At 40.4% G+C, this 24,211-nt stretch carries 24 protein-coding genes and 1 tRNA gene; 5 read left to right on the top strand and 20 right to left on the bottom strand.

Annotated features, from left to right (window positions below):
• Positions 1 to 54: 54 nt before the first annotated feature.
• A complete protein-coding gene (locus tag NSU13_RS04570) occupies positions 55 to 3,435 on the bottom strand; it encodes a CheR family methyltransferase (RefSeq protein ID WP_342489892.1) in 3,381 nt (1,126 codons plus the stop codon).
• 144 nt (positions 3,436 to 3,579) lie between these two features.
• Here NSU13_RS04570 and NSU13_RS04565 point away from each other — a divergent pair, with 144 nt between their 5' ends.
• Positions 3,580 to 4,224, top strand: coding sequence for a spore coat protein (locus tag NSU13_RS04565; protein WP_034282292.1), 645 nt, complete (start codon positions 3,580 to 3,582; stop codon positions 4,222 to 4,224).
• Positions 4,225 to 4,248: 24 nt separating this feature from the next.
• Here NSU13_RS04565 and NSU13_RS04560 read toward each other — a convergent pair whose 3' ends face one another.
• Entirely contained in the window at positions 4,249 to 5,121 is an 873-nt protein-coding gene (locus tag NSU13_RS04560) for a hypothetical protein (RefSeq protein WP_317222578.1), read from the bottom strand.
• A gap of 156 nt (positions 5,122 to 5,277) precedes the next feature.
• Positions 5,278 to 5,784 (bottom strand): YhcN/YlaJ family sporulation lipoprotein, encoded by a 507-nt coding sequence (locus NSU13_RS04555; protein ID WP_034282294.1) that lies wholly within the window; start codon positions 5,782 to 5,784, stop codon positions 5,278 to 5,280.
• Positions 5,785 to 5,935: 151 nt separating this feature from the next.
• Between NSU13_RS04555 and NSU13_RS04550 the strand changes: the two genes are divergently transcribed.
• A complete protein-coding gene (locus NSU13_RS04550) occupies positions 5,936 to 6,334 on the top strand; it encodes a spore coat protein (RefSeq protein WP_081124145.1) in 399 nt (132 codons plus the stop codon).
• Between the two features lie 34 nt (positions 6,335 to 6,368).
• On the opposite strand, the gene NSU13_RS04545 is transcribed toward NSU13_RS04550, so the two are convergent.
• Positions 6,369 to 6,749, bottom strand: a complete 381-nt coding sequence (locus NSU13_RS04545; protein ID WP_342489891.1) for a hypothetical protein — start codon at positions 6,747 to 6,749, stop codon at positions 6,369 to 6,371.
• A gap of 97 nt (positions 6,750 to 6,846) precedes the next feature.
• Between NSU13_RS04545 and NSU13_RS04540 the strand changes: the two genes are divergently transcribed.
• Both NSU13_RS04540 and cspB read left to right on the top strand, forming a co-directional pair.
• A complete protein-coding gene (locus tag NSU13_RS04540) occupies positions 6,847 to 7,938 on the top strand; it encodes a diguanylate cyclase (protein WP_342489890.1) in 1,092 nt (363 codons plus the stop codon).
• A gap of 211 nt (positions 7,939 to 8,149) precedes the next feature.
• A complete protein-coding gene (gene cspB, locus NSU13_RS04535) occupies positions 8,150 to 8,350 on the top strand; it encodes a cold shock-like protein CspB (RefSeq protein WP_008349061.1) in 201 nt (66 codons plus the stop codon).
• A 114-nt stretch (positions 8,351 to 8,464) separates the two neighbouring features.
• Here cspB and NSU13_RS04530 read toward each other — a convergent pair whose 3' ends face one another.
• The 10 genes from NSU13_RS04530 to queG form a co-directional block, all read right to left on the bottom strand.
• Positions 8,465 to 8,824: a hypothetical protein gene (locus tag NSU13_RS04530; protein ID WP_034282297.1), complete on the bottom strand. Its 360-nt coding sequence runs from the start codon at positions 8,822 to 8,824 to the stop codon at positions 8,465 to 8,467.
• A 13-nt stretch (positions 8,825 to 8,837) separates the two neighbouring features.
• Positions 8,838 to 9,362, bottom strand: a complete 525-nt coding sequence (locus NSU13_RS04525; protein WP_024425322.1) for a flavodoxin family protein — start codon at positions 9,360 to 9,362, stop codon at positions 8,838 to 8,840.
• Positions 9,363 to 9,379: 17 nt separating this feature from the next.
• Positions 9,380 to 10,999: a DHA2 family efflux MFS transporter permease subunit gene (locus NSU13_RS04520; protein ID WP_041116922.1), complete on the bottom strand. Its 1,620-nt coding sequence runs from the start codon at positions 10,997 to 10,999 to the stop codon at positions 9,380 to 9,382.
• A 39-nt stretch (positions 11,000 to 11,038) separates the two neighbouring features.
• On the bottom strand, positions 11,039 to 11,671 hold the full coding sequence (locus NSU13_RS04515) for an HlyD family efflux transporter periplasmic adaptor subunit (RefSeq protein WP_024425324.1): 633 nt from the start codon (positions 11,669 to 11,671) through the stop codon (positions 11,039 to 11,041).
• A gap of 364 nt (positions 11,672 to 12,035) precedes the next feature.
• Positions 12,036 to 13,199 (bottom strand): sporulation protein YhbH, encoded by a 1,164-nt coding sequence (gene yhbH / locus NSU13_RS04510; protein ID WP_034282299.1) that lies wholly within the window; start codon positions 13,197 to 13,199, stop codon positions 12,036 to 12,038.
• 139 nt (positions 13,200 to 13,338) lie between these two features.
• Complete coding sequence (locus NSU13_RS04505) at positions 13,339 to 15,234, bottom strand: PrkA family serine protein kinase (protein ID WP_024425326.1); 1,896 nt, start codon at positions 15,232 to 15,234, stop codon at positions 13,339 to 13,341.
• A 375-nt stretch (positions 15,235 to 15,609) separates the two neighbouring features.
• Positions 15,610 to 16,317: a YrpD family protein gene (locus NSU13_RS04500; protein ID WP_034282300.1), complete on the bottom strand. Its 708-nt coding sequence runs from the start codon at positions 16,315 to 16,317 to the stop codon at positions 15,610 to 15,612.
• A gap of 173 nt (positions 16,318 to 16,490) precedes the next feature.
• A complete protein-coding gene (gene trmL / locus NSU13_RS04495) occupies positions 16,491 to 16,964 on the bottom strand; it encodes a tRNA (uridine(34)/cytosine(34)/5-carboxymethylaminomethyluridine(34)-2'-O)-methyltransferase TrmL (protein ID WP_034282301.1) in 474 nt (157 codons plus the stop codon).
• Positions 16,965 to 17,007: 43 nt separating this feature from the next.
• Complete coding sequence (locus tag NSU13_RS04490; protein ID WP_046310336.1) at positions 17,008 to 17,910, bottom strand: amidase domain-containing protein; 903 nt, start codon at positions 17,908 to 17,910, stop codon at positions 17,008 to 17,010.
• A 61-nt stretch (positions 17,911 to 17,971) separates the two neighbouring features.
• Positions 17,972 to 19,120 (bottom strand): tRNA epoxyqueuosine(34) reductase QueG, encoded by a 1,149-nt coding sequence (gene queG / locus NSU13_RS04485; RefSeq protein ID WP_024427417.1) that lies wholly within the window; start codon positions 19,118 to 19,120, stop codon positions 17,972 to 17,974.
• Positions 19,121 to 19,203: 83 nt separating this feature from the next.
• On the opposite strand from queG, the gene NSU13_RS04480 reads away from it, so the two are divergent.
• Positions 19,204 to 19,800 carry a hypothetical protein gene (locus tag NSU13_RS04480; protein WP_254001624.1) on the top strand — a complete coding sequence of 199 codons (597 nt, stop codon included), beginning with the start codon at positions 19,204 to 19,206 and terminating at the stop codon, positions 19,798 to 19,800.
• A 98-nt stretch (positions 19,801 to 19,898) separates the two neighbouring features.
• Here the strand turns inward: NSU13_RS04480 and NSU13_RS04475 are convergent.
• From NSU13_RS04475 to NSU13_RS04450, 6 genes are all read right to left on the bottom strand, one after another.
• Positions 19,899 to 19,972, bottom strand: a tRNA-Gly gene (locus NSU13_RS04475).
• Positions 19,973 to 20,099: 127 nt separating this feature from the next.
• Positions 20,100 to 20,756, bottom strand: a complete 657-nt coding sequence (locus tag NSU13_RS04470; RefSeq protein WP_342489889.1) for a hypothetical protein — start codon at positions 20,754 to 20,756, stop codon at positions 20,100 to 20,102.
• Positions 20,757 to 20,817: 61 nt separating this feature from the next.
• Positions 20,818 to 21,099 (bottom strand): hypothetical protein, encoded by a 282-nt coding sequence (locus tag NSU13_RS04465; RefSeq protein ID WP_024425332.1) that lies wholly within the window; start codon positions 21,097 to 21,099, stop codon positions 20,818 to 20,820.
• Complete coding sequence (locus NSU13_RS04460; protein ID WP_025093297.1) at positions 21,096 to 22,001, bottom strand: PqqD family protein; 906 nt, start codon at positions 21,999 to 22,001, stop codon at positions 21,096 to 21,098. The genes NSU13_RS04465 and NSU13_RS04460 overlap by 4 nt, the downstream gene beginning before the upstream one ends.
• Positions 21,985 to 23,451: a hypothetical protein gene (locus tag NSU13_RS04455; protein ID WP_340907471.1), complete on the bottom strand. Its 1,467-nt coding sequence runs from the start codon at positions 23,449 to 23,451 to the stop codon at positions 21,985 to 21,987. The genes NSU13_RS04460 and NSU13_RS04455 overlap by 17 nt, the downstream gene beginning before the upstream one ends.
• Positions 23,429 to 24,175 (bottom strand): ABC transporter ATP-binding protein, encoded by a 747-nt coding sequence (locus NSU13_RS04450; protein WP_342489888.1) that lies wholly within the window; start codon positions 24,173 to 24,175, stop codon positions 23,429 to 23,431. The genes NSU13_RS04455 and NSU13_RS04450 overlap by 23 nt, the downstream gene beginning before the upstream one ends.
• Positions 24,176 to 24,211 lie beyond the last annotated feature (36 nt).

The raw sequence follows: 24,211 nt of genomic DNA, 5'->3' as shown, positions 1-24,211 counted from the left end.
AGTGTACTAAGTAAATATTGATGGTAGATGGATTTCTTGTAAATCTTATGTCTGTCAGCTCATTGGAAACGTAATAATCACTCGTGTCCCCTCAAAGCTTTTGCTTTCAAAACGAATGCTGCCGCCATGGCTTTCAATGATTTTAATCGTCATCATTAAACCAAGACCAGTCCCTTTTTCTTTCGTTGTATAAAAAGGTTCACCCAGTTTCCCTAGTTCTTCTTCTGGTATGCCCTTTCCTTGGTCTTCAAAAATCAGCATCATCTGATTATGTTCCAATACGGATGTGACTTGAATGACACCTGTCACACCATCCATCGCTTCAATACCGTTTTTAAGAATGTTTAAGAAAACTTGTTTCAGCTCATTTGGTATACCTTGAATGTTTGGCAGCGACGGAGACAAATTCTTCTGAATAGATACGCCTTTTAAAACCGCCTGTGATTCAACGACCATGATCACTTCTTCGAGCAGAAGATTGACATGTACCGGCTCAAATTTCACCGATTTGCTTCTAGAGAGCACAAGGAATTCATTAATAATGGCTTCAAGCCGATTAAATTCAGACATCATCACATCTGCATAATCCTTCTGATATTTCTTACTTTGAATCATCAGCTGTAAAAATCCCTTTAACGACGTCAGCGGGTTCCGTATCTCATGGGCGATGCCGGCTGCAAGCTGACCAACTGCGGACAGCATCTCGGACTTCATCAGCATCTTCTCTGACTGCTTTTGATTGGTAATGTCCTCAGAAATCCGCATCACGGTTGACTGCATTTTGTCAGGATCATCAATTCGGTGTAAAGAGACTCTCTCCCATCGTTCACGGCCTGATAAATCCTGAAAGTACAGCTCACCAGTCCAGCTGCCTTCTTTTAAACAAACGTCCCATTGCTTTTCTAAATCATCACATTGACACAGCGAATGATAGACAGAAAAAATATCTTTGCCGATCAGGTCATATTCATGCTGCTGTACAAACTGGCAAAAGCGCTGATTCACGCATTGAATGACCCCTTCCTCAGTTGCAACAACAATATGGATATGGCTGTTATCCAGTGCTGTTACCGCTAGATGGAGTGACTGTTTGATTTTTGTCATTTCCGTCATTTTAATCCACGTCATCACCGCTCCCTCATGATCTTGATCAAAGATAGGTGTGATGTGAACAGTAAATTGTTCTCCTTCATTCGTTTCAATTTCTCGTTCGATGACGCGCCTGTCCGAGATAACCGATTGTATGTCATGATAGAGTGTTTCCTGTGTAAGCTTTTTAGCCATCGCCTGAAAGGATTGCTGTTGCCTTATTTGTGCTGAAGTAAATAAAGAGGCGGCTGTAGGAGTGTAATAGCGAATATTCATGTCCCGGTCCACAAACAACGTCACAAGCTGAGGCTTAACAGAAGGTCTATACAGTTCTTCCCTTGTTACCCTTAAGTTGTTTATGATATTAATAAAATGTTCATGTTTTTTCTCAAGCTCCGCTATTTGCGTGTTTTTCACTTTTAATTGAGCCCTTGCCTCCTGCTCTTTTTGTTTAATTTCATTGAGTTCAATTTCTAAATCGACAATACGCTGCTGATAAACTGAATTCTGATCTGGCATCCCTTTTTCCCTGCTGTTCTTTTGAATTTTCCCTCTCTCATTCATTCGAATGAGAATGACGTATACCCCTTTAAAACGGTGATCAAAACTCTTTACAATAAAATCCGCATACTGCTTTTTTCCTTTTTCCGAAATGAGGACATGCTGAAACACAACCTCTGTCTCGTCCGTCCATACCTTTTGAAAGGTTTGACTCAACATCTCTTTCAAATAATCAGGTGTGACATATTCACATGATTGATCTGACACTTCTGTACGGTCTAAAAAGGAATAGGCCCCATTTGACATCGCCAGAATTTTGTCACAATCATTGATCACCATGCATGCGTCATATTCTCCGCTCACTTCTTCCATATATTGTGCAGCTCGCTTTTTTAACTCGGCATCACGAGCGTCATATACCCAAGGGACACTAGATGCAGGAACATTTGAATAGGTGTAAATGTTCCACTTCTCATTGAACAATTGAAACAATCGAGGAATATTGGGAACAGTTTCATTTGGCCCTAAGATTAACACCCCTTGATCTTTTAAAGCATATCGGAATCGGGATAATACTCGTTTTTGTACTTCTGGCTCAAAGTACATCAGAACATTTCGGCAACTGATAAAATCGAGGTGGATAAAAGGTGAATCAATCAATAAATTGTGAGGAGCAAAAACAATATGTTTTCTAAGCGACTGCTTCACAATAAAAGCGTCACCTTTTTTTTCGAAATATCGCGCCCGCCATTTTTCCGGTATGCTTGCCATAGACTCTATCGAGTAAAGACCTTTACTAGCTATTTGAATGGCTTTTCGGTTGATATCTGTCGCAAAGACTTGAAGTTCAATGGACACATCTCTTCGCTTCATTTCTTCTAAAAATAAAATCGTAAAAGAATAAGCTTCTTCCCCTGTCGAACATCCCGCAATCCAAATTCGGCACCGAGATTTCCCGTTGTTCATCGAATGGTCAATGATTGACGGGATCACCTTCTGTTCACATACTCGAAAAGCCTCCATATCTCTAAAGAAAGCAGTCGTGCCGCTTAGGAGCTGGGCATGCAGGCGGTCAAGCTCATCTGGTTCTCTTTCTAATAAACGATCGTACTCTGTTAATAATGACATCGGTTCGTTTGCAGTGCGCATGCGTTTTTGAATAACAGAAAGCAGCCTTTTCTTTTCATAGGTTGAAAAGGCAATCCCTTTATACATTTCGAGACGTTCAATGATTCTTAGTAAAGCTGGATCCGTCTCATCCGCATGCGGGACATTGATGATATTGGCCATATAAGCTGCAAGGGTGGATGGACTTTTGAATGTGTGATGATACATGCTGTCAAAACCACTCTCTACCTCACTGCACGATAACGCTGTACCGCCTTGCTCTACCAACCGAAGCAATCCACTCCCCACACAATGACCTTTTTGAAAAAAGATCGCAAACGCCTCTTCCTTTTGAACACTGGCAAGTGACTTAAAAAGCGAGTCGACAGAGCATCCCTTGTTTGTTGGCAGCTGCTCAGATACATGAAGCCGATGATCTTCTGTTAACGTCACAGCCGCATGCTGCGGACAAAAATAGATGGTCTTCTTCATGACTTTCTCACCATGTTTAATCGTTTTTGCCCGGTAGCCAATCGGTAAAACAAGTGCTTCCAAATCTGTTATACAATCGCCTGTCACGTGATTTTGCACAACAATAAAAGAGGCATTTAATTCATGTGGCAACGATTGAAAAAAAGCCTCAAGATGATGCTGTTCAAACGGCGAAACACCGATGCCGATCACTGGTGCCTGCACATGTTCGTCTTCTATCAAACGATTAATGATTTTGTCCTGCATCTGGTACCCCCATGTTCATTCGTCTGATACTTTTTTTCGACAAAAAGAAAGAAAACCCTCTAATTGTAAATAATGTTTTTTGCATGAAAACGAGAAAATATCCTCACATTAAAACAGATTGTATAAACAGAAGGAGGAATATCAATGCAAAACGATCAGCAGCCAATGTTTCAAGGAAGCGCTCAGCAGCCTGAGCTCAACCATGGCGGGCATGAGTTATTCGATTTACATGAAATTTTAGCCGGCACGATTAATATTTTGGATCAATATATGATCCTGCGGCAATTTATTCAAGATCCTGCATTATGCGACATCCTGGATCGACAATATCAGTTCGTTTTATCACAGTACAATGTCACTGTAGATTGTTTTTCTACAGGCCAAAAGCCTAGTGAAGAAACCGCTACTTATATGATGAAAGAACACACACAAGTGACATACGGAATCAAACCTTCTCAGCCGAAGAAGCCAAATCAGTCATTACAGGATGTAAAAGACTTAGGCATCACAGGACATATGCTCAGCCTAGTCAAATCACACGCTGGGCTACTTTCCATGTCCGCATTAGAAGTAACAAATCCTGTTGTCAGACGTGTGCTTGCTGCGCAGATTCCGAACTTTATTGAAATGGCATATGAAATTTTCTTGTATCAAAACAAGCATGGCTACTATCAAGTTCCTCAGCTTTCCAAACAAGATATGACAGCCATGACGTCAGCTTTTGCACCGCTTCAGGGGCAGGTTCAAATGCCTCCTAGCAAGGCAGATCAACAAAAGCCTCTTCATTAAAAAAACGGCTGACCTCCTTCTCGGTCAGCCGTTTTTTCTTTGATACATCATTTTAAACTGTTCTTCAAAATCTGTGAGCCTCTCCCCCGTCGCCTGTTCAAAACCGCTAGCAAATTGGCCCGTTTTCGCAGTCTCCTCCATGATCTCATGTATGACGTCTCGTCCGTAAAGCTGCACCAGCTCATAGATCATATAATAGCTTTGTAAATAGACATCTGTCTCATACGTTACCCGGGAGTTCTGCCAGTCTTGATCAGAATGAAGAGATTGAAATGGAATTACATCGAAGCGTTCAGACGTAGCATTTAACACGTCATAGGCCGTCCACTCTGCTGTTCCTTCGTGGAACCAAAGCGGAAAAATGCCTGGAGATACTTCATATGAATGGACCTTTTCATAGAAAACAAAATGAGCATACTCATGAATAAAAAGCGTATTGAAAAAGTATAAAGGCAGTGTCTCTTTCTTTAATAATGCTTCCCGTTTATCTGGATATAACCCAATCATTTGATCATGATCGGAGTAAAATCCCGTAATATGCTTAATACCAGCAATTTGTTCGATCGTCTCTTTATCATCAAAATAAATAACGTCTAAAGGTCTGTCAGCTTCAAATTGAAACACTGACGCTGTCCTCTTCTCTGCCTGCTTCATGGCCTCTATTGTCAGATCAACAAAAGCATCCTCTTCCTCTGCATAGTAGATTCGAATATGTTCATAGACTTGCTTATTGAGTCCCTCCGTGATAACCGTTTTAGGAGAAGACTGCTCCAAATATTGTCCTGTCAGCTGAAACGCAACATAAATCAAGTACGCGGTGAAAGCATAAAAAATCAGACCTGCTGCAATCATCCCGCTTACAAGTTTTTTATGAATCAATGACGGCCCTGCTTTCATTTGCTCCCCACCTGAATTCATCCTGCACCCTCTTTCTCTCTCTATGAAGAAACAAAGATCAACAAGAGGTGATATATTTTTTACTTTATGCAGTCAGGTGCGCGAGGTGCGGTTCCAAACAAAAAAGCCGCATATGACATACGGCTTTTGTCGTAGCTATTTTGATTCAGGGAAGACACGTCTAACCGTTTCAGTAAATTCATCGAAAAATCCTGAAATCGGCTCTCCGCTTTTAATACGTTTTCCATAACCTTGCATACGATCGACAAAGTCTGGATTAGCAGATACATACACGTTGTCGATTTGTTGATCCGTTGATTTGACTTTGTCTGAAATTTTCTTTTTCAGATCGTCCGTCACATCACCGCTTTTATTGCCTTCAAGTACAACGGCAACAAATGCATTTTTTCCTGTGACAAGCACGTTTGCTGTCTTCACTTCAGACATATTGGCTACAAGCTCTGACGCCTTATCTGCCACTTTGACCTTCTGAGGTGTTTGAACATCTGGCTGATCCTGTCTCATGTTGTCATTTTTATATGTGACATTTTCATACTGCCTTTTCATTGTTCCTCTACGCTCATCGCCTTGGTTGTTCATTCCACACCCAGCGGTGATTAATGTTGGCACGAGCAGTAAAGATAGCATCCATTTCTTATTCATCAATTATTCCCTCCTTTTGCTCATAGGTTTTTCATCCAGCCGGCTTTTTATGCACATATCCTCTCTTTCCGCAAAATGAATTCATAATTCAGCTGTGATTGGTCATCCTAAACTTGATGAAAGATCATCACGATCAAATGGAGGGATTCGTTTGTTTAAAAAAAGAAAAGGTATGAGCACTGGCGCAATGATCGCAGTATCAACAGCAATCATTGCATTATTCTCCCCGGTTTTACGAAGAAGACTGAAAAGCATGACACAAATGAATATGTCTTCAATGATGAAAGGCGCAAACCATCAGCACCAAAACTCATCTCGCCATGAGTCCCGCTCACATAAGGAATCAAAAGGAACAGGTGAAGTTGGCCAAATGATCAAGCAGGCATTCACAGCTGTCCAGCCAAATCAAACGAACCAGCACCAATCACCATCAAGAACTCATCAGCCAAGAGAATCTTATGCGCAATCTCTTCACATTGATGAAAGTGTGATGAATGTGATGGATGATGAATCGATCCAGCAAGTCATCAATGACATCGAGCACAAATAATATAACAGGAGCCTTCATAAAAAGAGGCTCCTGTTTATTCTCCTGAAAAATGTTCTTTGACCATAAGACAAAAGGAAGGTAGAAATGTGATTTCGATTGTTGTGATGAAGTCGTCATGATGCTCTAATATCAGCAACAGCTCCTTTTCTTCCTTCCGATCTTTTTTAATCTCTACATACTGGACTGTTTTAAAATCATATATTCCTAAAACGGATTCGGTCTTTTTTCGAACGACCTTTAAGGTAAACTCCTGCATAGCAAGCGACATGTTCACAACAAATCGCTCCTCCTGATTCTCGAACCGAAACGTCAAATCTTGATATTCAACCGGCATTTCTTTTTCAAATCCGGCATCTGGCATTTTTTCAAAAAAAGAAAGCCAGTCCGTTTGATCTGGAAAGCGTTTTCCCCGCATTTTCTTCAATTCCTCATCATTAAAATTTTTATTAATTATCCTTTTTCCCCTTTTCTTTTGCAACAAATTTTAGTAATTTTAAAAAGGTGATTCTATTTTGCTAAGAGACCTCTTTATTAATTTAACAATTCTTGTCACTTTCCATTATTTATTTATGCTTGTGTTTAAAGAGAATTTTCTGAAGAAAGAAGATACCTTGCTCAGGCAAATATGCAAAGGCATGCTTTCTGGGTTACTCGGTGTCCTTTTAATGTTCTTCTCTATTAAAACAGGGCCAGCGATCATCGATTTAAGACATATTCCCCTTATTTTAACGGCCTTTTATGGAGGCATCGCCCAAACAATGATTGCAGCTTTTATTGTGATCATTGGCCGATTATTAATTGAAGCCAACATCGCTTCTTCCATCAATATTTTTTCCATGATGTTTATCGCAGCCTCTTCTTTTTTGATTGCAGAGCGTCATATGAATCATGTTGTGAAAATGCTGTTATCCATTACGATTGGTAATGTGGTTGCCACAAGCCTGTTCATCTTGATCGTGCATGAGACATCATTTCAGCTGCATTCTACATATTGGATTTTCTCATATATTGCTGGATTGTTTAACTTTTATGTCATTGAACATCAAACAAAAGCATATCAGCTGTTAAATTTATATAAATTCCAAGCTCATTATGACTTTTTAACAGGTGTTTTAAATAAACGGAAGTTCAATGAGGTATTAAGAGAAGCTTTTACTAAGAAGTTGAAGCAGCCTATCCATCAAATGTCCCTTATTTACCTAGACATCGATTACTTCAAAACCATCAATGATCAATATGGGCATCATGAGGGAGATATTGTTTTAAAAGAAATCGGTACAAGGCTGATTAAAAACACAAGAAGCTCTGATTATATTGGTCGGATTGGCGGTGAAGAATTCGCTGTCCTTCTACCAAATTGTACAATTGAAAAAACATGGCAGATTGCAGAACGCTTACGAAAAAAAATAGCCGATCAGCCGATTTATTTAAAAAATGGTATGTCCATTCACACTACGGTATCAATTGGATGTGCTTATTCTCATGGAACGAGTGCAGACATCAAGCAATTACCAATTATAGCTGACCAGGAGCTCTATAAAGCGAAGGAGTCTGGCCGAAATCAAGTGAGCTTTTCAGAGAGAAAAAAAGACCATTTGACATAGGCATTTTCCTCAATTTGTTAGCACTAATTATTTTTAAAAAAGTTTTCGTATAACAGTTGTTTTTTCCCGCAAACACTGGTAAAGTAAAGGTAATTATTTTTGTTCGTATCATCTTTAAGAAGAAAGTTTTGAAAGAGTTTTCGTCTTTGAAGTTTGTGTAAGAGCAAGAATAGTGAATTTAAGCGTTAAGATCGCTTTAGGAGGAAATTTCATGTTAGAAGGTAAAGTAAAATGGTTCAACTCTGAAAAAGGTTTCGGATTCATCGAAGTAGAAGGTCAAGACGATGTATTCGTTCACTTCTCTGCTATCCAAGGCGAAGGCTTCAAAACTTTAGAAGAAGGTCAATCAGTTTCTTTCGAAATCGTTGAAGGTAACCGTGGACCACAAGCTGCTAACGTTAACAAAGCGTAATTTAAGAGCATCTGCTCTTTTAGCACTTTATAGAGTGAAGGAAAACCGCCCGGCTTCTGCCGGCGGTTTTTTTGTGCCATAAAAAAAAGAGAACCTGATGAGAGGTTCTCTTTTTTATTTGTCCTTCTGCTTTAGCTTCTGCAAAGCAGAACGATACATATCATCATTCATTTTTGTCTCTGGTTCTTCTTCTTTGACAGGTGGTTCTGGCTGTTTAAACTTTTGAAGCGCCTGTCTATAGAAATCGTCGCCAGACGCAGCATCATCCGTTCGAGAAGGCTCTGACGCTTTTTTTTCAACTTCAGGTTCTACAGGTCTCGCCACAGCTTCTGGCTCGCTATGCGGCACGTCAGGCTGATTGGAGACATCTTCTTTGATCTCTTCCTTATCGGCTGATGCGTGTCTGACATTGAACGCTACTAATCCAATAATGACTAGAACAGCAGCTACTAACGCTACAATAATCGTCGCCAAAAGAACCCTCTCCTTATCGCTTAAATGATGCAGTGACTGATGCTACACGTCTTCCTAGTGCTTTTCCAAGTTCAATGCCTTCAGTCGAAATCAATTCATCTGAATCGATCGGACATGTCACACCAGCTCCATAGTAAGAGCCGTATAAAGCATTCTCTGGAACATTTCCAGGAAGGCCGACAACAAGCATTCCTTGGTGGAACATTGGTGTAATCAAATTATGCATTGTCATTTCTAAACCGCCGTGTGTTGTAGCAGTTGTACAGAAAACAGCACCGACTTTATCGATTAGTTTTCCTTCTGCCCATAAGTAGCCGAGACGGTCAATCCATGTCTTTAACCCAGAACTAATGGTACCAAAGTGACCAGGGCAGCCCCAAATGATCGCATCCATTTGATCGAGCTTGCGAATGTCTGCATCTTTCACGTGATCAATGAATACTTCAGCTTGCTCTGTTTCACCTGCGCCTGCTGCAATCGCTTCTGCAAGTGCTTTTGTATGGTCACCTTCACTATCGTATACAACATAAATTTTCATGTACGGTCCCTCCACACTTATCTTGCATCCTGGTTAGCTTCCTTAGGTGCCGGAAGCAGTGATATTTCTTGTTTCTTATGCTGCTGTTCTTTTCGCTTTTTATCCTTACGAACATCTCGCAGGAACAAGCTGAGAATGACACCAGCGGCACAGAATAATGTCACCCACATGTAAGCATCGTTGATGCCCATCACGTTTGAATCAACCTGTGCTTTTGTAAAGAGCTGGGTAGATACATATTTTTGAGCAGCTTCTGCTGTCATGCCCATATGATGCATCACATTCGATACAGCCGCCTGGAATGAATTCATAAAGAACGGGTCCGCAGTATTTGTTTGATCCGCCATATTGGAATAATGGAATGTCGTCCGATTCGTATAAATCGTTGTGATCAAACTCGTACCAATGGAACCACTAATTTGTCTTAATGTATTAGACATCGCTGTACCATGGCTGTTTAAGTGCTGCGGTAATTGGTTCATCCCTGCTGTCATAACCGGCATCATCAAGAGTGACATACCAAATGCGCGTACTGCATACATGAGCACAATGTGACTATAGGAAGTATCAATGGTCAGCCTCGTAAACTCATACGTCGTGACAACGGTAATGAGCATCCCCACAATGGCAAGCGGACGAGGTCCAAATTTATCAAACAAGATCCCTGAAATCGGGGACATAATGAGCATCGCAAGTGCCCCTGGAAGCATTAATAGCCCAGATTGCAATGCCGTAAACCCAACGAGGTTTTGCAGATAAATCGGAAGTAAGAACATCCCCGTATATAAAGCAACCGTAATAATGATGTTAATGACACTTGATAATGAGAAAATGCTGTATTTAAATACGCGGAAATCAAGCATCGGATTATCAACTTTCAACTGTTGGAAAATAAAGAGAATGATCGCAATCGCACCAATAATAATCGTAGATAAGACGATCGGATCTGTCCAACCATCACTTCCTGCTTCACTCACTCCGTATAAAAGGGAAGCAAAACCGACGATTGAAAGAATCGCACCAAGACTGTCCAGCTTGATTTTTTTAGGCTCTACAATATTTTTAAACATAAAGAAAGCCGCGATAATGACAATCGCACCGATTGGCACAAGTCCATAAAACATAATACGCCAAGAATAATGTTCAATAATGTAACCAGATAATGTTGGTCCTACTGCAGGAGCAAACATCATCGCAAGACCAAAAATCCCCATTCCTTTCCCTCTGTTTTCCGGAGGGAAAATAAAAAGGATTGTTGTCATAACGAGCGGCTGTAAGATACCGCCGCCGACAGCCTGAATCAAACGGCCAATAAGCATCGTTGAAAAGTTTGGCGCAATGCCGCAAATAAATGTACCTAGTGTAAACGAGATCATAGCCACTAGGAATAAGCTGCGCTGTCCAAAACGTGTGATTAAAAACGCAGACAACGGAATCAGCACACCGTTGACAAGCATGTAGCCTGTTGTCAGCCACTGAATCGTCGTTGCACTCACATTAAATTCTGTCATTAAATGGGGCATAGCTACGTTCAAAAGCGTTTGGTTTAAAATCGCTACGAACAAACCGGCCATTAAAATGATCAGTAAAGACAAGGAGCCTGTTCCCTGTTTTGTCGCTGCAGGTTGATTTGCCATCTCAGACAACCTCCTTTCATATTTTGATATCAATCATCATTAAGATGAAATTTTGACAGAAGCATTCATACCTGGAAGTACTTTGTCTGATGGATTTTTAATTGAAATTTTCACTGCTACTTTTTGCGTTACTTTTGTATAGTTGCCACTTGAATTAGTTGCTGGCAGCATATTGAATGTTGAGTTTGTCGCATAACCAATTTGTTCAACAGTTCCTTCAAATGTTGTATCAGGATCTCCATCTACAACGATGTCGACTTTGTCGCCTTTTTCAATGTTTTTAATATCTGTTTCCTTAATATTTGCTGTGATGTAAAGCTTGCTTAAATCAATTGTTTCACCAAGAACTGTACCAGGCTGCACTTGTTGATTGTTTTGTACTTCTTTTTTGACTAATGTGCCATCAGCCACTGCTTTAATGTTTGTTTTTGTTTGTCCTTCAACTTTTGCAACTGTGCTGTCTTTTTCCACTTCGTCACCTTCGTTGATATCCCAGCCTTTGATTTGTCCAGCTGCTGGTGCTGTAATTTGATACATGTCACCTGTCACTTTTGCCTCATCTGTTTTGACAAAGTTTGTGCTTTCATAGTAGTAATAAGCACCTCCGGCAATAATGGCAAGAATCACAATAAGGCCAATAATGTTCGTTAGCAATAAACGCCCTCTGTTCATGTTTTGTTTCTCCTTTCATGTATAAAAATATAGTGTCATCTGCTTTAGCAAACTTAGAATGCCCATCATCTGACAGAATATGAAACAAGCTCAACACTCTGTCCTTTTCCCTTCTTCTACTCCCGCCCCTATCATGGTGTGCAGCCCATTTATACTTATTGTTCACTTATGAGCAAAGAGCAGAAAAAGAAGAAAAGACGATCGGCATCTTTTTTGAAAAACTTATATTTAACAAGATTAAATATTAATAAATGAAAATTGAAATGTCAAAGAGAAAGTTTTACTTTTTTTTTGGCGATCCTTTCCTTCTCCACACAAAAAACCTTTCAGCCCTTATGCTGAAAGGTTTTTTCAAATGTGCTCGTTATGAATGAACTTCTTCCTGCTGAAAAAATTTTTTTAGTGCGAGAAAAACGTCTGATTTTTGCTTCAAAATATAATGTTTAAATTTCTCATCCTGAATGTGTTTATATGCTGACATTAACGTAGAATGCCGGTTGTATTGATTGACTTCACCATAGCAGAATAAATTGGCTTTTTTCATGATCTCAGAAACAAGTTTCACACACCGGGCGTTGTCTGAGGTCAAATTGTCACCATCAGAAAAATGAAAAGGATAAATATTATATCGCGACGGCGGGTATCGTTCGTCTATGAGCTCTAGTGCCTTTCGATAGACAGACGAGCAAATGGTCCCCCCGCTCTCACCCCGTGAGAAGAAATGTTCTTCGTCTACCACCTTCGCCTCTGTATGGTGGGCAATAAATTCAATATCGACCGTCTCATACTTTGTCCGTAAGAAACGTGTCATCCAAAAGAAAAAACTTCTCGCCATATATTTTTCCCAAAGCCCCATACTTCCGCTCGTATCCATCATCGCCAAAACGACAGCTTTCGACTCTGGTTTGGTCACTTCATTCCACGTTTTATACTTGATATCCTCTGGGTAAATCGGATAAAAGGAAGGACTGCCTGTCATCGCATTTCGTTTAAATGCCGACAGCATCGTTCGTTTTTTGTGGATATTTCCTGTTAACCCGGTTTTGCGAATATCGTTAAACTCAATTTGTTCAACAATGATGTCGTCAAGCTCCTTTTGCTTGAGGTTTGGCAGCTCCAGTTCACGAAACAGTGCTTCCTCGAGATCCATTAATGAGACTTCTGCTTCGTAATAATCCTCACCAGCTTGATCTCCAGCACCCTGCCCCTTTCCTTGACCCTGCTTGCTGTCTGAGCCGTCACGCGCAACAACATCGCCAACCTCGCTGTCTCCATCGCCTTGACCCACATGTTTATTTTTGTCGTAGTTATACCGAATTTTATATTCATCTAATGAACGGATCGGAATTTTCACAACATCTTTTCCATTCGACATGATGATGCTTTCTTCTGTAACAAGATCCGGCAAATTATTTTTAATCGCCTCTTTGACTTTTTTCTGATGACGCTGCTGGTCGTCATAGCCTTTTCGATGGAGGGACCAGTCTTCCTGAGACACAATAAACTGACTTTTTTCTTGCCGGGACATCCATCCCCCTCCTCACCTATTTGCACAATTCTTCTAGCCATCGATTCCTTTATCCTATGCTGCTCGTCATCCAAGTTGACGATCATTTCTAAAAAAGACATTACCGGTGCTGATGCGCCAATAATGCCTCCTTCATTTATTATCGATTCAGAAGACTGCCTACATATTTTAAAAGTTCATTTGCACTTGTTGAATTATAGCCATGCTCATCAATTAATCTAGCCACTACTTCATTGACCTTCTTCAGCTGCTGTTCATCCGGTGTCTTCGTCGATGTCGTGATTTTCACCACATCTTTTAGATCAGCAAACAGCTTCTTCTGAATGGCCTCCCGCAATCTCTCATGTGAATTATAATCAAAGCGTTTTCCCTTTCTCGCATAAGCCGAGATACGAATCAGAATTTCTTCTCTAAATGCCTTTTTGGCGTTTTCAGAAATACCGATCTGCTCCTCAATTGAACGCATGAGCTTTTCATCAGGATTCATTTCTTCACCCGTTAACGGATCACGCAGCTTGTTTTTATTGCAGTATGCCTCGACATTATCTAAGTAATTATCCATCAGCGTTTTCGCAGACTCCTCATAGGAATACACAAAGGCCTTTTGCACTTCCTTCTTCGCAATATCATCATACTCTTTTCGCGCGACTGAAATGAAATTCAAATAACGCTCCCGATCCTCGCTGGAGATAGACGGATGCTGATCGAGCCCTTCTTTTAAGGAGCGAAGGACATCTAGTGCATTGATCGATTCCATATTCTTTCGAATGATGGTAGATGAAATTCGGTTAATCACATACCGCGGATCAATTCCGCTCATCCCTTCGTCATGAAATTCCTTTTTCATCTCATCAATGTCGACTGACTGGAAGCCTTCGACACTTTCTCCGTCATACAGACGCATTTTTTTCACCAAATCAATATCAGAACGCTTCGGCTCTTTCAGTCTCGTCAAAATGGAGAACATTGCTGCTACCTTCAGCGTATGCGGGGCAATATGCACATCTGAGACATCACTTTCTGAAATCATTTTATGATAAATGCGTTCTTCTTCTGTGACCTTTAAGTTATAAGGAATTGGCATCACAATAATTCTTGAATGGAGCGCCTCGTTCTTTTTATTTGAAATAAACGACCGGTACTCGGTTTCATTCGTATGGGCGACGATCAATTCATCTGCACTAATTAAGGCGAATCTTCCTGCCTTAAAATTTCCTTCCTGCGTTAATGACAGAAGGTGCCAGAGAAATTTCTCATCACACTTTAACATCTCCTGAAACTCCATCATCCCTCGGTTTGCTTTATTGAGTTCTCCATCAAAGCGGTAGGCGCGGGGATCTGACTCTGATCCAAATTCAGCAATGGTTGAAAAATCGATGCTTCCTGTTAAATCGGCAATGTCCTGAGATTTCGGATCAGACGGACTAAAGGTACCAATGCCGGTCCGTTTATCTTCAGAGAAAAAGATCCGCTCGACCCTTACATCCTCAATTCTGCCGCCATATTCCTCTTCTAGTCTCATCATGTTCAGAGGCGACAAATTCCCCTGCACACGAATCCCATATTCTCTATAGAAATCCTCCCGCAGATTTTGCGGAATGAGATGAAGCGGATCTTCATGCATCGGGCAGCCTTTGATCGCATAAACTGCGCCATGATCTGTGAGTGAATATTCTTCAAGTCCTCTTTTCAATCTAGTGACAAGCGTCGATTTCCCCCCGCTTACTGGTCCCATCAGTAATAAAATACGCTTCCTGACATCCAGCCGCTTTGCAGCAGGGTGAAAATATTCCTCCACTAATCTTTCGAGTGATTCCTCTAACCCAAACAGCTCCTGATCAAAAAATTTGTAGGTTCTGACCCCATTCTCTTCTTCAATCCCGCTGTCTTTAATCATATGATAAACGCGAGAATGAGCAGATTGAGCGACAAGTGGATTTTCCTTAATAATGTCTAAATAATCGCTGAATGTGCCTTCCCATTTGAGACGCTGCTCTTCTTCTCTGTGCTGTTCGATTTTCTTTAAAATATCCATATGAACCTCCTCTTTCAAGATTGAAGCTAGAAATCAGATACTGTTTTACAATCTATGCGGAGGCGTCCTATTACATGCTTTCGTTCTTCAAAATGACGAATTGGCAAACTGAATTGACAACCATCCGCAAGACCCTTCATAATAAAGGAAAAATAGGAGAAAAATGATTTTCTTCTCCTGCTTTTCAAGGTGAACTTCACATCATATGAAACAGGCAGCGAACGGAACAAAGGGATAAGGGGGAGCTTATATGAGAACGGTCATTATGATGGGCGTCATCATTACGTTTTTAGTATCCATTTTCACTGCTGGCTACGAAGGCAAGCCTGGTAAATGAAAAAAAGGATGTTCCATTTGCGGAACATCCTTTTTCATTTAGTTCGTTGTTTTCAGCACTTGCATATTCACTGTATTCCCTGACACCTGAACCTTCGTAAAGTCTTGCGTATCGACCACAGGTGTAACGGCACGATTATCCAATGTGATGTCAGTAAAACGAGTAGAGAAATTCGCCCGAATGTCTTTTCGATAAATATCGTCAGTTACTGCTACCGTCGACAGTAGTTTCCACTTGGTCACAGAGCCAATGTTTGAGTTTTGAATTTCTGTAATAATGCGGCCGGTATAACCAACATTATTTGTGCCCCAGAACGTCGCTCTTGTATGCCCATTCAAATTTTTATAAATCGTCATTTGAACAGTACTTCCAGGTTTAAATCCCTTTGTATACGTGAAGTCATCTTTTCCTTCGATATATGTCTCTTGATTATTTGCTCCTACTTTCATCGTAGGTTTCCACACATTATAGGTTGAACTGTATTGAAGACCAATATCCGCTTCCTTTGAACCTGTGAATCCAGAATAAATATAAGCTGTACCATTTGACACACTCATTGTGGAAGGGAGTTGAATTTTTGTGACCAATATGGATCCGTTACTATTGATATAAGTACGCCCGCCAATCCCTTTTGATAACTGCGCTGCTTCTATCTCCTGCGTCTGAGAGAGTCCTGGAATACTGACTGGAAGCGTCCCCATTAAAATTGCTGAGCTAATGGCACTAGTGATCAGTAGCTTTTTCATCTCATTATTCCTCCTAATGGATTCATCATTTTTTGAAAACGTGATCACAATCTATCATACTACCTATTTTTTAACATGTCAAAAAAAGTATAATTAAGTCATATTTTTCATCTTTCTGTTTCTTAACTCACATAAAAAAGCCGAGATCAGTATCTCGGCTTTTAATCATGATCTTATATGAGATCGCGATATTGCTGCTGGCGAAGTGCCTCATATACAAGAATGGCTGCCGTATTCGACAGATTCAAAGAACGAACATGCTCTGTCATCGGTAAACGAAGACAACGGTCCATATTTTGTTCAATCAAATCTTTTGGCAATCCACTTGTCTCTCTTCCAAACACAAAGAAATAGTCTTCATCCAGCTGAGAGTAATCAAATGTTGTATGCGGCTTTTGGCCAAATTTTGTGATATAGAAAAATTGCCCCTTCGGATGTGCCTCAAATAATTCATCAAGTGAATCATGATAGACCACATTGGCATATTTCCAATAATCGAGTCCTGCACGCTTCAGCATTTTGTCATCTGTCGAAAAACCAAGCGGACGAATCAGATGAAGGGTTGTATTTGTTGCTGCACATGTACGCGCAATATTTCCAGTATTAGCTGGAATCTCTGGTTGATATAAAACGACATGAAGTCCCAAAAAAGTTCACCTCTAATTTTCATTTCCGCTCAACATTATACCACTAACTATCCTTCGCGGCATCGTCCAAAATGTGAAAAAACATATATCGAATAGCAGGTGTATAGGCAGTCGAATCCTCGTATGACCAATAACGCATGCGGGAGTCATACGTCTGTGCATTCACAAGAGGCATTCCGCCTTTGTCATGATCAACGACAATGGTTGTATGATTATACCTTCCATCACCTTCAAAATCGTAGCAAATGACATCACCAATTTGAAGCTCGTGGGCTTCTTTGAGTTTCTTTGCTCTCAAACCCGCTTTTGAATTCGCTAAATAATTTTTCATCGAATGAGCCACCGTCCAGCTATAGCTCCACGTATGCGGACGCACCCACCAGCCAGACCCGCGGTTCGGATACCCTCTCGTTGGCGCATTCCCTGCTTTCAAACATTGTGAAATAAAATTTGTACAGTTATCTTCAAAGTTTTTATAGGCTGGATTCCGTTTATTCCAATATGTCTCCGCATACTTCACGGCTGCCCGCCGGTCATAATGAAAGGCTCTGCCGAATTGTTCTTCGGTCTGAAAGCGCTCATCCATATGCTCTTCGCTTTGCCGCTCTTCTAGCATCATCCGATCTTTGACAAGCATGTTGTTATAAAGAAATGCTTCTCTTTTTTCCACCTGTTCCTCTAAATAAAAAGAATCGTCTACATCCTTGCATACATATGTGAGATGAGCAAGGTACTGCACATGCTGAGCGCCATCATCTTGAATGGCTGAATCGAGAAGTTTTGTTTTTGCTTTCGCCTTCACAATCTCAACCTGTCTTCTAGCAAAAAGCTCTTTTTTCCGCTCTACTGCTTCCACATCAGACATAAGCTGCGGCTGTTTGATTGCACGGTCATTGATTAAATACGCCAGCCTGTCTTCTAAAGTTTTCTCTAATAATTGTTTCACACAGACACCACCAAACATTTTTTAAAATCTTTGTTTGGTTCATTCTATGTTCACAGGGATGTTATTTAGTATTTAAAGGTGTCTGTAAAAGCTCAATCCCTTTCACAATCTCCTCTTTCGCTTCTTCATCACTTTCCCGCTCAAGAGCCTTTTCCAACTCTGGGAGCTGCTGATCATCGCCAATTTTGCCAATTGCCCAAGCAGCCGTTCCCCGAATGACCGGTCTTGGATCCTTGTGCATCAACTCAATTAACACTGGTAAGGCAGATGTATCTTTAAAATGAGCGAGTGCCAAAATTGCATTCCGCTGAATGGGCTTTTTCCCCCGCCATGAACCTGAAACATGACCGTATTTTTCCTTAAACTCACGATTGCTGATCGTCAGAAGCGGCTTTAACAGCGGCTTCGCAATTTCAGGGTCTGGCTCCATTTCAGGATGCAGATGAAAGTCTTTTCCTTTATTGATCGGGCAGACAGTTTGACATGTATCACACCCGTACAATCGATTCCCTATTTTCGAACGAAATTCGTCAGGTAAAAACCCTTTTGTCTGCGTTAAAAATGAAATGCACCGCTGAGAATTCAGCTGCCCTGGATTCACAAGCGCACCCGTTGGACACGAATCCACACATTTATTACAAGTTCCGCACTGGTCTTCAATTTTCTCATCCGGTTCAAACGGAACATTTGTGATCATTTCAGCCAAATACACATAAGATCCAAACTCTGGCGTGATAATCATACAGTTCTTTGCACTAAAACCAATGCCAGCACGTTCTGCTACAGCACGATCAGATAATTCTCCTGTATCCACCATTGATTTTGTCCGTATATCGACATGTTTGCTTCGCAGAAATTCTTCGAGCATATCAAGCTTTTTTTTCAGCACAACATGATAATCTGTTCCCCATGAAGCCCGGCAAAAAATCCCCCGTCTCGCATCCTTTGTACTTCGAGGAGCATCTTTCATTTTGGAAGGATACGCGAGCGCTATCGCAACAATTGATTTGGCCTTCGGAAGCAGCAAAGAAGGGTTTGTCCTTTTTTCAATATCAGGCTCTTCAAAACCTGACAAATACCCTAACGATTCATGTAAGATAAGGCGGTCCTTTAATGAATCAAATGTGTCGGCACTTGCAAATCGAATTTTATCGACACCAATTTCTTTCGCATATTGAATCAATTCTTCTTTTAATTCTCCAACATGAATCACCTTGCAAACCTCCTTTCTTTGTTTCTTCTGTTGTTTTCAGTATAATACGAGTGTATCATGACCGATTGGAGTGAGTCACTGTGAAGATACATATGGAAATTTCTCAACCTCAAAACCCGTCTATCCATGTTGGGCAGATTGAATATTCACATATTGAAGTGGGTACATCACCTCAAATGTTAAAAGGCCGCTTACGCCTGTTTCAAGAATCTTTATTTTTTGAATACGAAGATAAAGTCTTAGAAGAAGTACCAGCCATCAAAGAATGGACGGATCTTTTAAAAGACGTTCCTTTCCTTCCACTTCTTTCTAACATCCAAAAGGAACAATTTATTGACTCGACCAATTCCGTACAGGATTTGTCGATATTTTTCTCACTAAAATATTTCTTACCTATCCTGACATTAGATGCCGATCGCATCAAAGGACCGCTTTCACTGGCAAAACATGAGGCTGGTCACATCGAATGGCAGGACAGCGCAGGACTGAATGGATTATTTTCTCAAGCAAGTAAAGCACAAATTTCTCAAGACACAAAGAACATTCTTCAAATCATCCTTTTCCCGCCATCTATTTCCCGGGAAAAGAGTGAAGCTCTTATTCAATCCTTGACGAAGATGTTTGTACAAATACATGGCGGAGAAAGCAAATATGAACTCATTGAAAAAGCACTGTAGCCTGACAGTGCTTTTTCACATTATACTGACATAATAAAAAACGCAACACTTCGTTTATCTAAGAAACGAAATACTGCGTTATAAACAAAATTATGTATTGGAGCGGGTGATGAGAATCGAACTCACGACATCAGCTTGGAAGGCTGAGGTTTTACCACTAAACTACACCCGCATCAATCTTTTAAAAGCAACGTCATCGCGTTGACTTTTATTATGTTACAACTTTCTTAACAATTCGTCAAGAGAATATGAAAATTTTTCGTCAAAAAACTTCATATTCTCCGTATATATTAAGATAGTTATTTATCTAGCTGGATATAAAATAAGTATGCATGTGACTTATTCTTCAGTGCTTGCTTTGGATTCTCCTCAATCTCTTCAAATATTGTTGAACCCCCGTCTTTCCCCATCGCCGCTGTATACGCAATCAGTGCCTTTCCTCCAGAAGCAACTTTGACAGTTTCAGATTGTGCAGAAAATACATAGTCACTTACTTTGAACGGGAAGCTTGATGTCGCTTTCGTCATCCCATCATTCTTTTTATTTGACCAAATACTAAATTGTGATTCATATGTATCTTTCTCATGATGTAATTGAAGAAGTACATTCACCGTTTGGTCGGTTCCATCCTGGTGTAAAGTAAAGGTAGCAGATGAGGCTTCCTTATTCACTAATCGTCCATTTTTGTAATGACTCCCGATAAACGTAATACTCTTTTCCTTCTTCGTTAATCCTTTCAGTGTCAGAGCGACCTTTTCATTAGTGGTTGCTGCTTCTAGTAAGTTTTTTTCTTTTTTTGTCAGTTTCATTTGTTCGATGGTTACTTGGTTTTTAGTGGCAGGCTCTTTTTTTATTGTCGAAACCGTCTTCTCGGTTGTCGTGGTTACTTCGGCCTTCTCGCCGCATCCAGCTAATAGAAAAACAGTGAAGATAAGAATGCTCCATTTTTTAAACATTGTGATCCCCTTTGATGTTTTTTATTTCCTATTATAACAAAAAAAGGTTAGGAGAATTCTCCTAACCTTTTGCTTTTTTCTGTTTCATGGCTGATAGGAATGCCACAATGAGAAAACTCACAGCAAAAATCACCATCATATAAATAAAAAAGTTTGGCTTGATCTGAAAAGTAAATGCGGAAGAGCCTTCCATCTCAAAAGCGAGACTGTTAAATAATAAAGCATCATTCGTTTTTGATTGAAATAAATGATAGAACAGTACACCGATTGTCAGCATCGGAAAGCCTAAGAATCCTAGAAAACTACCAACTATCGCGCCTTGTTTCATCGCCTGTACGTTCATGATCGTTGTCCTCCCATTCCCCCAAGCAATAACTGCTTCATAATAGACTTACCATCCCCCATAAACGGAAGAAGATATAGTAATTGAATAAAATATGTGATTGAAAAAATGAAAAAAGCTGTCGAAACCGGGTTTTCTTTTAGAAATAAAATGGTCACAATGATGCCTGCTGCGCCAATCACACCGGGAACAAGCGGGCCAAGCAGCGTAATCCATACCTGCTTTTTCTGAAATGGATCTAATACGGGCCTTACAAACTTCACTGACATCATGTCACTCGCAAAAAAGCCTTGAGGCCCATCCCGCCCTGCAAATTTTCGATGCGCATAGCCATGTGCCGCCTCATGTAAGGCGGTTCCGGTAATTAACCCGAAATAAATAATCGTAAAATAAATCGCAATGGCTGCAATCGACGGATCAGGAATGAATAAAAAAGCGATCCCTGCCATGACCATGAAAAGCATCCAGAAAAAGATGATTTTACGTGTCACCATGAGCAAAGCCGTCCCAAAAATGTGAAGGAACGAGTGACCAGTACAATCAAATCGTTCCTTCATTTTGACTTGATACTGCTTGAAAAATTGACAGCAGGCTGTCACAATCCGATATGGTGAATGATAATGAATAGACAGCAAGTGATGCTGATTCAATCCCATCATCAGCTGATAAAAGTCACGAGCAATCACCGACTCATCGACCTGAAACAAATCGGCGAGCTCTGCGGTAATACTCGCTTCAGTTCTTTTACCGTCCACTTTCGTTAACATATGATAGGCACTTTCATTGATCGGGAGTGTGCTTCCATACTGCGTATCCGTGAGATGCCTCTTTTGTAAGGTCACATACGGCGCTAGTGCCGGTACCCGCTCAATCTTTAGCTTATTGTTAAGAAGTTGAATCATGTGAATACCTCCATGAAAAACCTTTGTATATGGCAAAGATGAGCAGACCCTCAAATGCAGCCATAAGCAGCCACTGAAGCGCTTGACTAGACGCCCCTATGACATAGTTTCCAATAAAAACAATCGGAATCATGAGTAAAATAAGCGCTCCAAATGAAAAAATGCCTGTGTAGGGATTGTTTCGATCTAGAGGAAGTAAGATACCTACCACATAAAAGAGCGCAGTGGCATTGCATAAGACAGCAGCACCAATCAATGCGTGCCAAATCTGATCAGGAAGCGTCAGCGTTGTCAGCATGAATAAAACAATTTGCAGTACACCTACGAGCAGAAGGCCGATAAATTTATATAAAGCCACTTCCCAAGATCTCAGACCAAATGTTTTATACATGCCCAGCATTCGTTTATCATTGCCAAACGAATTGAAGGCTGTTAAACCAGCAAGAGCGCATAGAACAAAAAATGCTTCATCTTCAAAGCGGAATCCAAACTGATAACGGACGAATAAGATCACAATGAGGAGAATAAGAAAGTTTAAAATGTTTTCTTCATTTCGCACCTGTGACTTCATTTCCTTCACAATAAGCGACCACTTCTTTGAAGAAGAGAACGGCAGCTTGTGTAAAAAGGTTAGCGCTTTTTTCTCTGCCATAATCGGCATCATCGCAAGAGAAAGAAATGCCCCGCCTGCCGATAAGAGGATGAACAGAATCAAAATGGCATAATTTACCCCTTCAGGAGGCATTCCTTGTGCCGCTAAGAAAAACGGTGCTGTCAAATACATCAAATGATAATCAAACTGAATATATGATTGCTGAATTTGACTAATATCAAAATGCGTCAATCCATACGCCACGACCAGTGCCAATAAAACAAATATCGCTGCAAATTTTTGCAACGGTAATTTTAATTTCAAAACGAGTAAATAAGTGATATTGTAAATAAACTGGAGCAGCATTAAGACAAAAAGCGACTGCAAAAGCACCATCAAAAAGAAAGTGAAGATAAAAAAAATACCAATTCCCTGGGCAATAAAATTAGGTAAAAGCAGAATGCCGATAAAAAATAAAACAAGCCCTGCCACCACTGTCACCATCGGAATGAAGTATCCAAAACTTTTCTGAAAGGTAGAGAGCGGGAACCAGCTGAGCTGCATAGAAAACCGGTCTTGTTCAGGTGTTCTGACCTTGATCAAAACGAATAACAAGCTTGTAAATATAGAAGCATTGATCGCCATTGACACGACGAGTAATCCAAGTGAACGTTCATCTCCATTTAAGAAAGCCTTCATAAAGACACCTGTAAAGCTGTATCCGATAATGGCTCCCATTGTGACGGCAAACAAAAAGAATAAGACCACAATGATTCGCTTCGTTTGAGTATCAAAGAGCTTATGCATCTCCTGCTGCCACATTTTAAGCATCATTTTAGAAATGATTAATGATTTCATCAAAATGTGCACCCCTATCACTTAACATTGAAGCTTTTAGAAACACCTGTTCCAGTGTGCTTGATTGATACTTCTCCTTTAAGGCTGAGACCGTTCCTTCATCCATTTTATTTCCTTTAGAAATAATGGCGATTTTGTGGCACAGCTCTTCCGCTGAAAGCATATCATGCGTTGAAAGCAAGATCGCACCATGGTGCTCGGCATACCGCTTCATCAGTTTCTTTGTGTTTATAACCGCTTCAATATCAAGTCCTCTAAAGGGCTCATCCATGATCACCAATTGACTATCAAGCATAAATGCAGCAATCAGCTGTGTCTTTTTTTTCATCCCATGTGAATAGGTTTCGATCGGTCTTGATAAAGCCGAGTCCATATCAAACAGTTCAATTAGTTGATTTCTTCTGTGAATTGTTTTACATTCATACATAGAAGAAACAAAATCTAAATATTCAGCACCATTCAATGCTTCAGGGAGCAGCAGGTCATCTGGAACATAGGCTACTTGTTTTTTAAAGGATGGTTCATCATTTGTGACGTCCTGCAAGTGAACCCTTCCTTCTGTATGCTTAATAATGCCGAGTATACAGTTAATCATCGTTGTTTTACCCGAACCATTCGGTCCAGCAACAGCAACGATTTGATGAGGGTCGATCTTTAAATGAAAATCATTGACAGCAGTCACGTTATTTTTATACGTCTTGGTTAAATTCTCGATCGTAAACATATAACCTCCAAGTGTCTGCATATTCTTTAAAAACAG

It is taken from the genome of Bacillus sp. FSL M8-0049 (assembly GCF_038593355.1).
In the GTDB taxonomy this organism is placed as follows: Bacteria; Bacillota; Bacilli; order Bacillales; family Bacillaceae; genus Bacillus; species Bacillus safensis.
This window is presented reverse-complemented; position numbering and strand designations above follow the sequence as displayed.

Coding starts and splice junctions, on each gene's coding strand:
- NSU13_RS04570 (WP_342489892.1), bottom strand. CDS start 3,435: ATGCAGGACAAAATCATTAATCGTTTGATAGAAGACGAACATGTGCAG.
- NSU13_RS04565 (WP_034282292.1), top strand. CDS start 3,580: ATGCAAAACGATCAGCAGCCAATGTTTCAAGGAAGCGCTCAGCAGCCT.
- NSU13_RS04560 (WP_317222578.1), bottom strand. CDS start 5,121: ATGAAAGCAGGGCCGTCATTGATTCATAAAAAACTTGTAAGCGGGATG.
- NSU13_RS04555 (WP_034282294.1), bottom strand. CDS start 5,784: ATGAATAAGAAATGGATGCTATCTTTACTGCTCGTGCCAACATTAATC.
- NSU13_RS04545 (WP_342489891.1), bottom strand. CDS start 6,749: ATGCGGGGAAAACGCTTTCCAGATCAAACGGACTGGCTTTCTTTTTTT.
- cspB (WP_008349061.1), top strand. CDS start 8,150: ATGTTAGAAGGTAAAGTAAAATGGTTCAACTCTGAAAAAGGTTTCGGA.
- NSU13_RS04525 (WP_024425322.1), bottom strand. CDS start 9,362: ATGAAAATTTATGTTGTATACGATAGTGAAGGTGACCATACAAAAGCA.
- NSU13_RS04520 (WP_041116922.1), bottom strand. CDS start 10,999: ATGGCAAATCAACCTGCAGCGACAAAACAGGGAACAGGCTCCTTGTCT.
- NSU13_RS04515 (WP_024425324.1), bottom strand. CDS start 11,671: ATGAACAGAGGGCGTTTATTGCTAACGAACATTATTGGCCTTATTGTG.
- yhbH (WP_034282299.1), bottom strand. CDS start 13,199: ATGTCCCGGCAAGAAAAAAGTCAGTTTATTGTGTCTCAGGAAGACTGG.
- NSU13_RS04505 (WP_024425326.1), bottom strand. CDS start 15,234: ATGGATATTTTAAAGAAAATCGAACAGCACAGAGAAGAAGAGCAGCGT.
- NSU13_RS04500 (WP_034282300.1), bottom strand. CDS start 16,317: ATGAAAAAGCTACTGATCACTAGTGCCATTAGCTCAGCAATTTTAATG.
- NSU13_RS04470 (WP_342489889.1), bottom strand. CDS start 20,756: ATGTTTAAAAAATGGAGCATTCTTATCTTCACTGTTTTTCTATTAGCT.
- NSU13_RS04465 (WP_024425332.1), bottom strand. CDS start 21,099: ATGAACGTACAGGCGATGAAACAAGGCGCGATAGTTGGTAGTTTTCTA.
- NSU13_RS04460 (WP_025093297.1), bottom strand. CDS start 22,001: ATGATTCAACTTCTTAACAATAAGCTAAAGATTGAGCGGGTACCGGCA.
- NSU13_RS04455 (WP_340907471.1), bottom strand. CDS start 23,451: ATGAAATCATTAATCATTTCTAAAATGATGCTTAAAATGTGGCAGCAG.
- NSU13_RS04450 (WP_342489888.1), bottom strand. CDS start 24,175: ATGTTTACGATCGAGAATTTAACCAAGACGTATAAAAATAACGTGACT.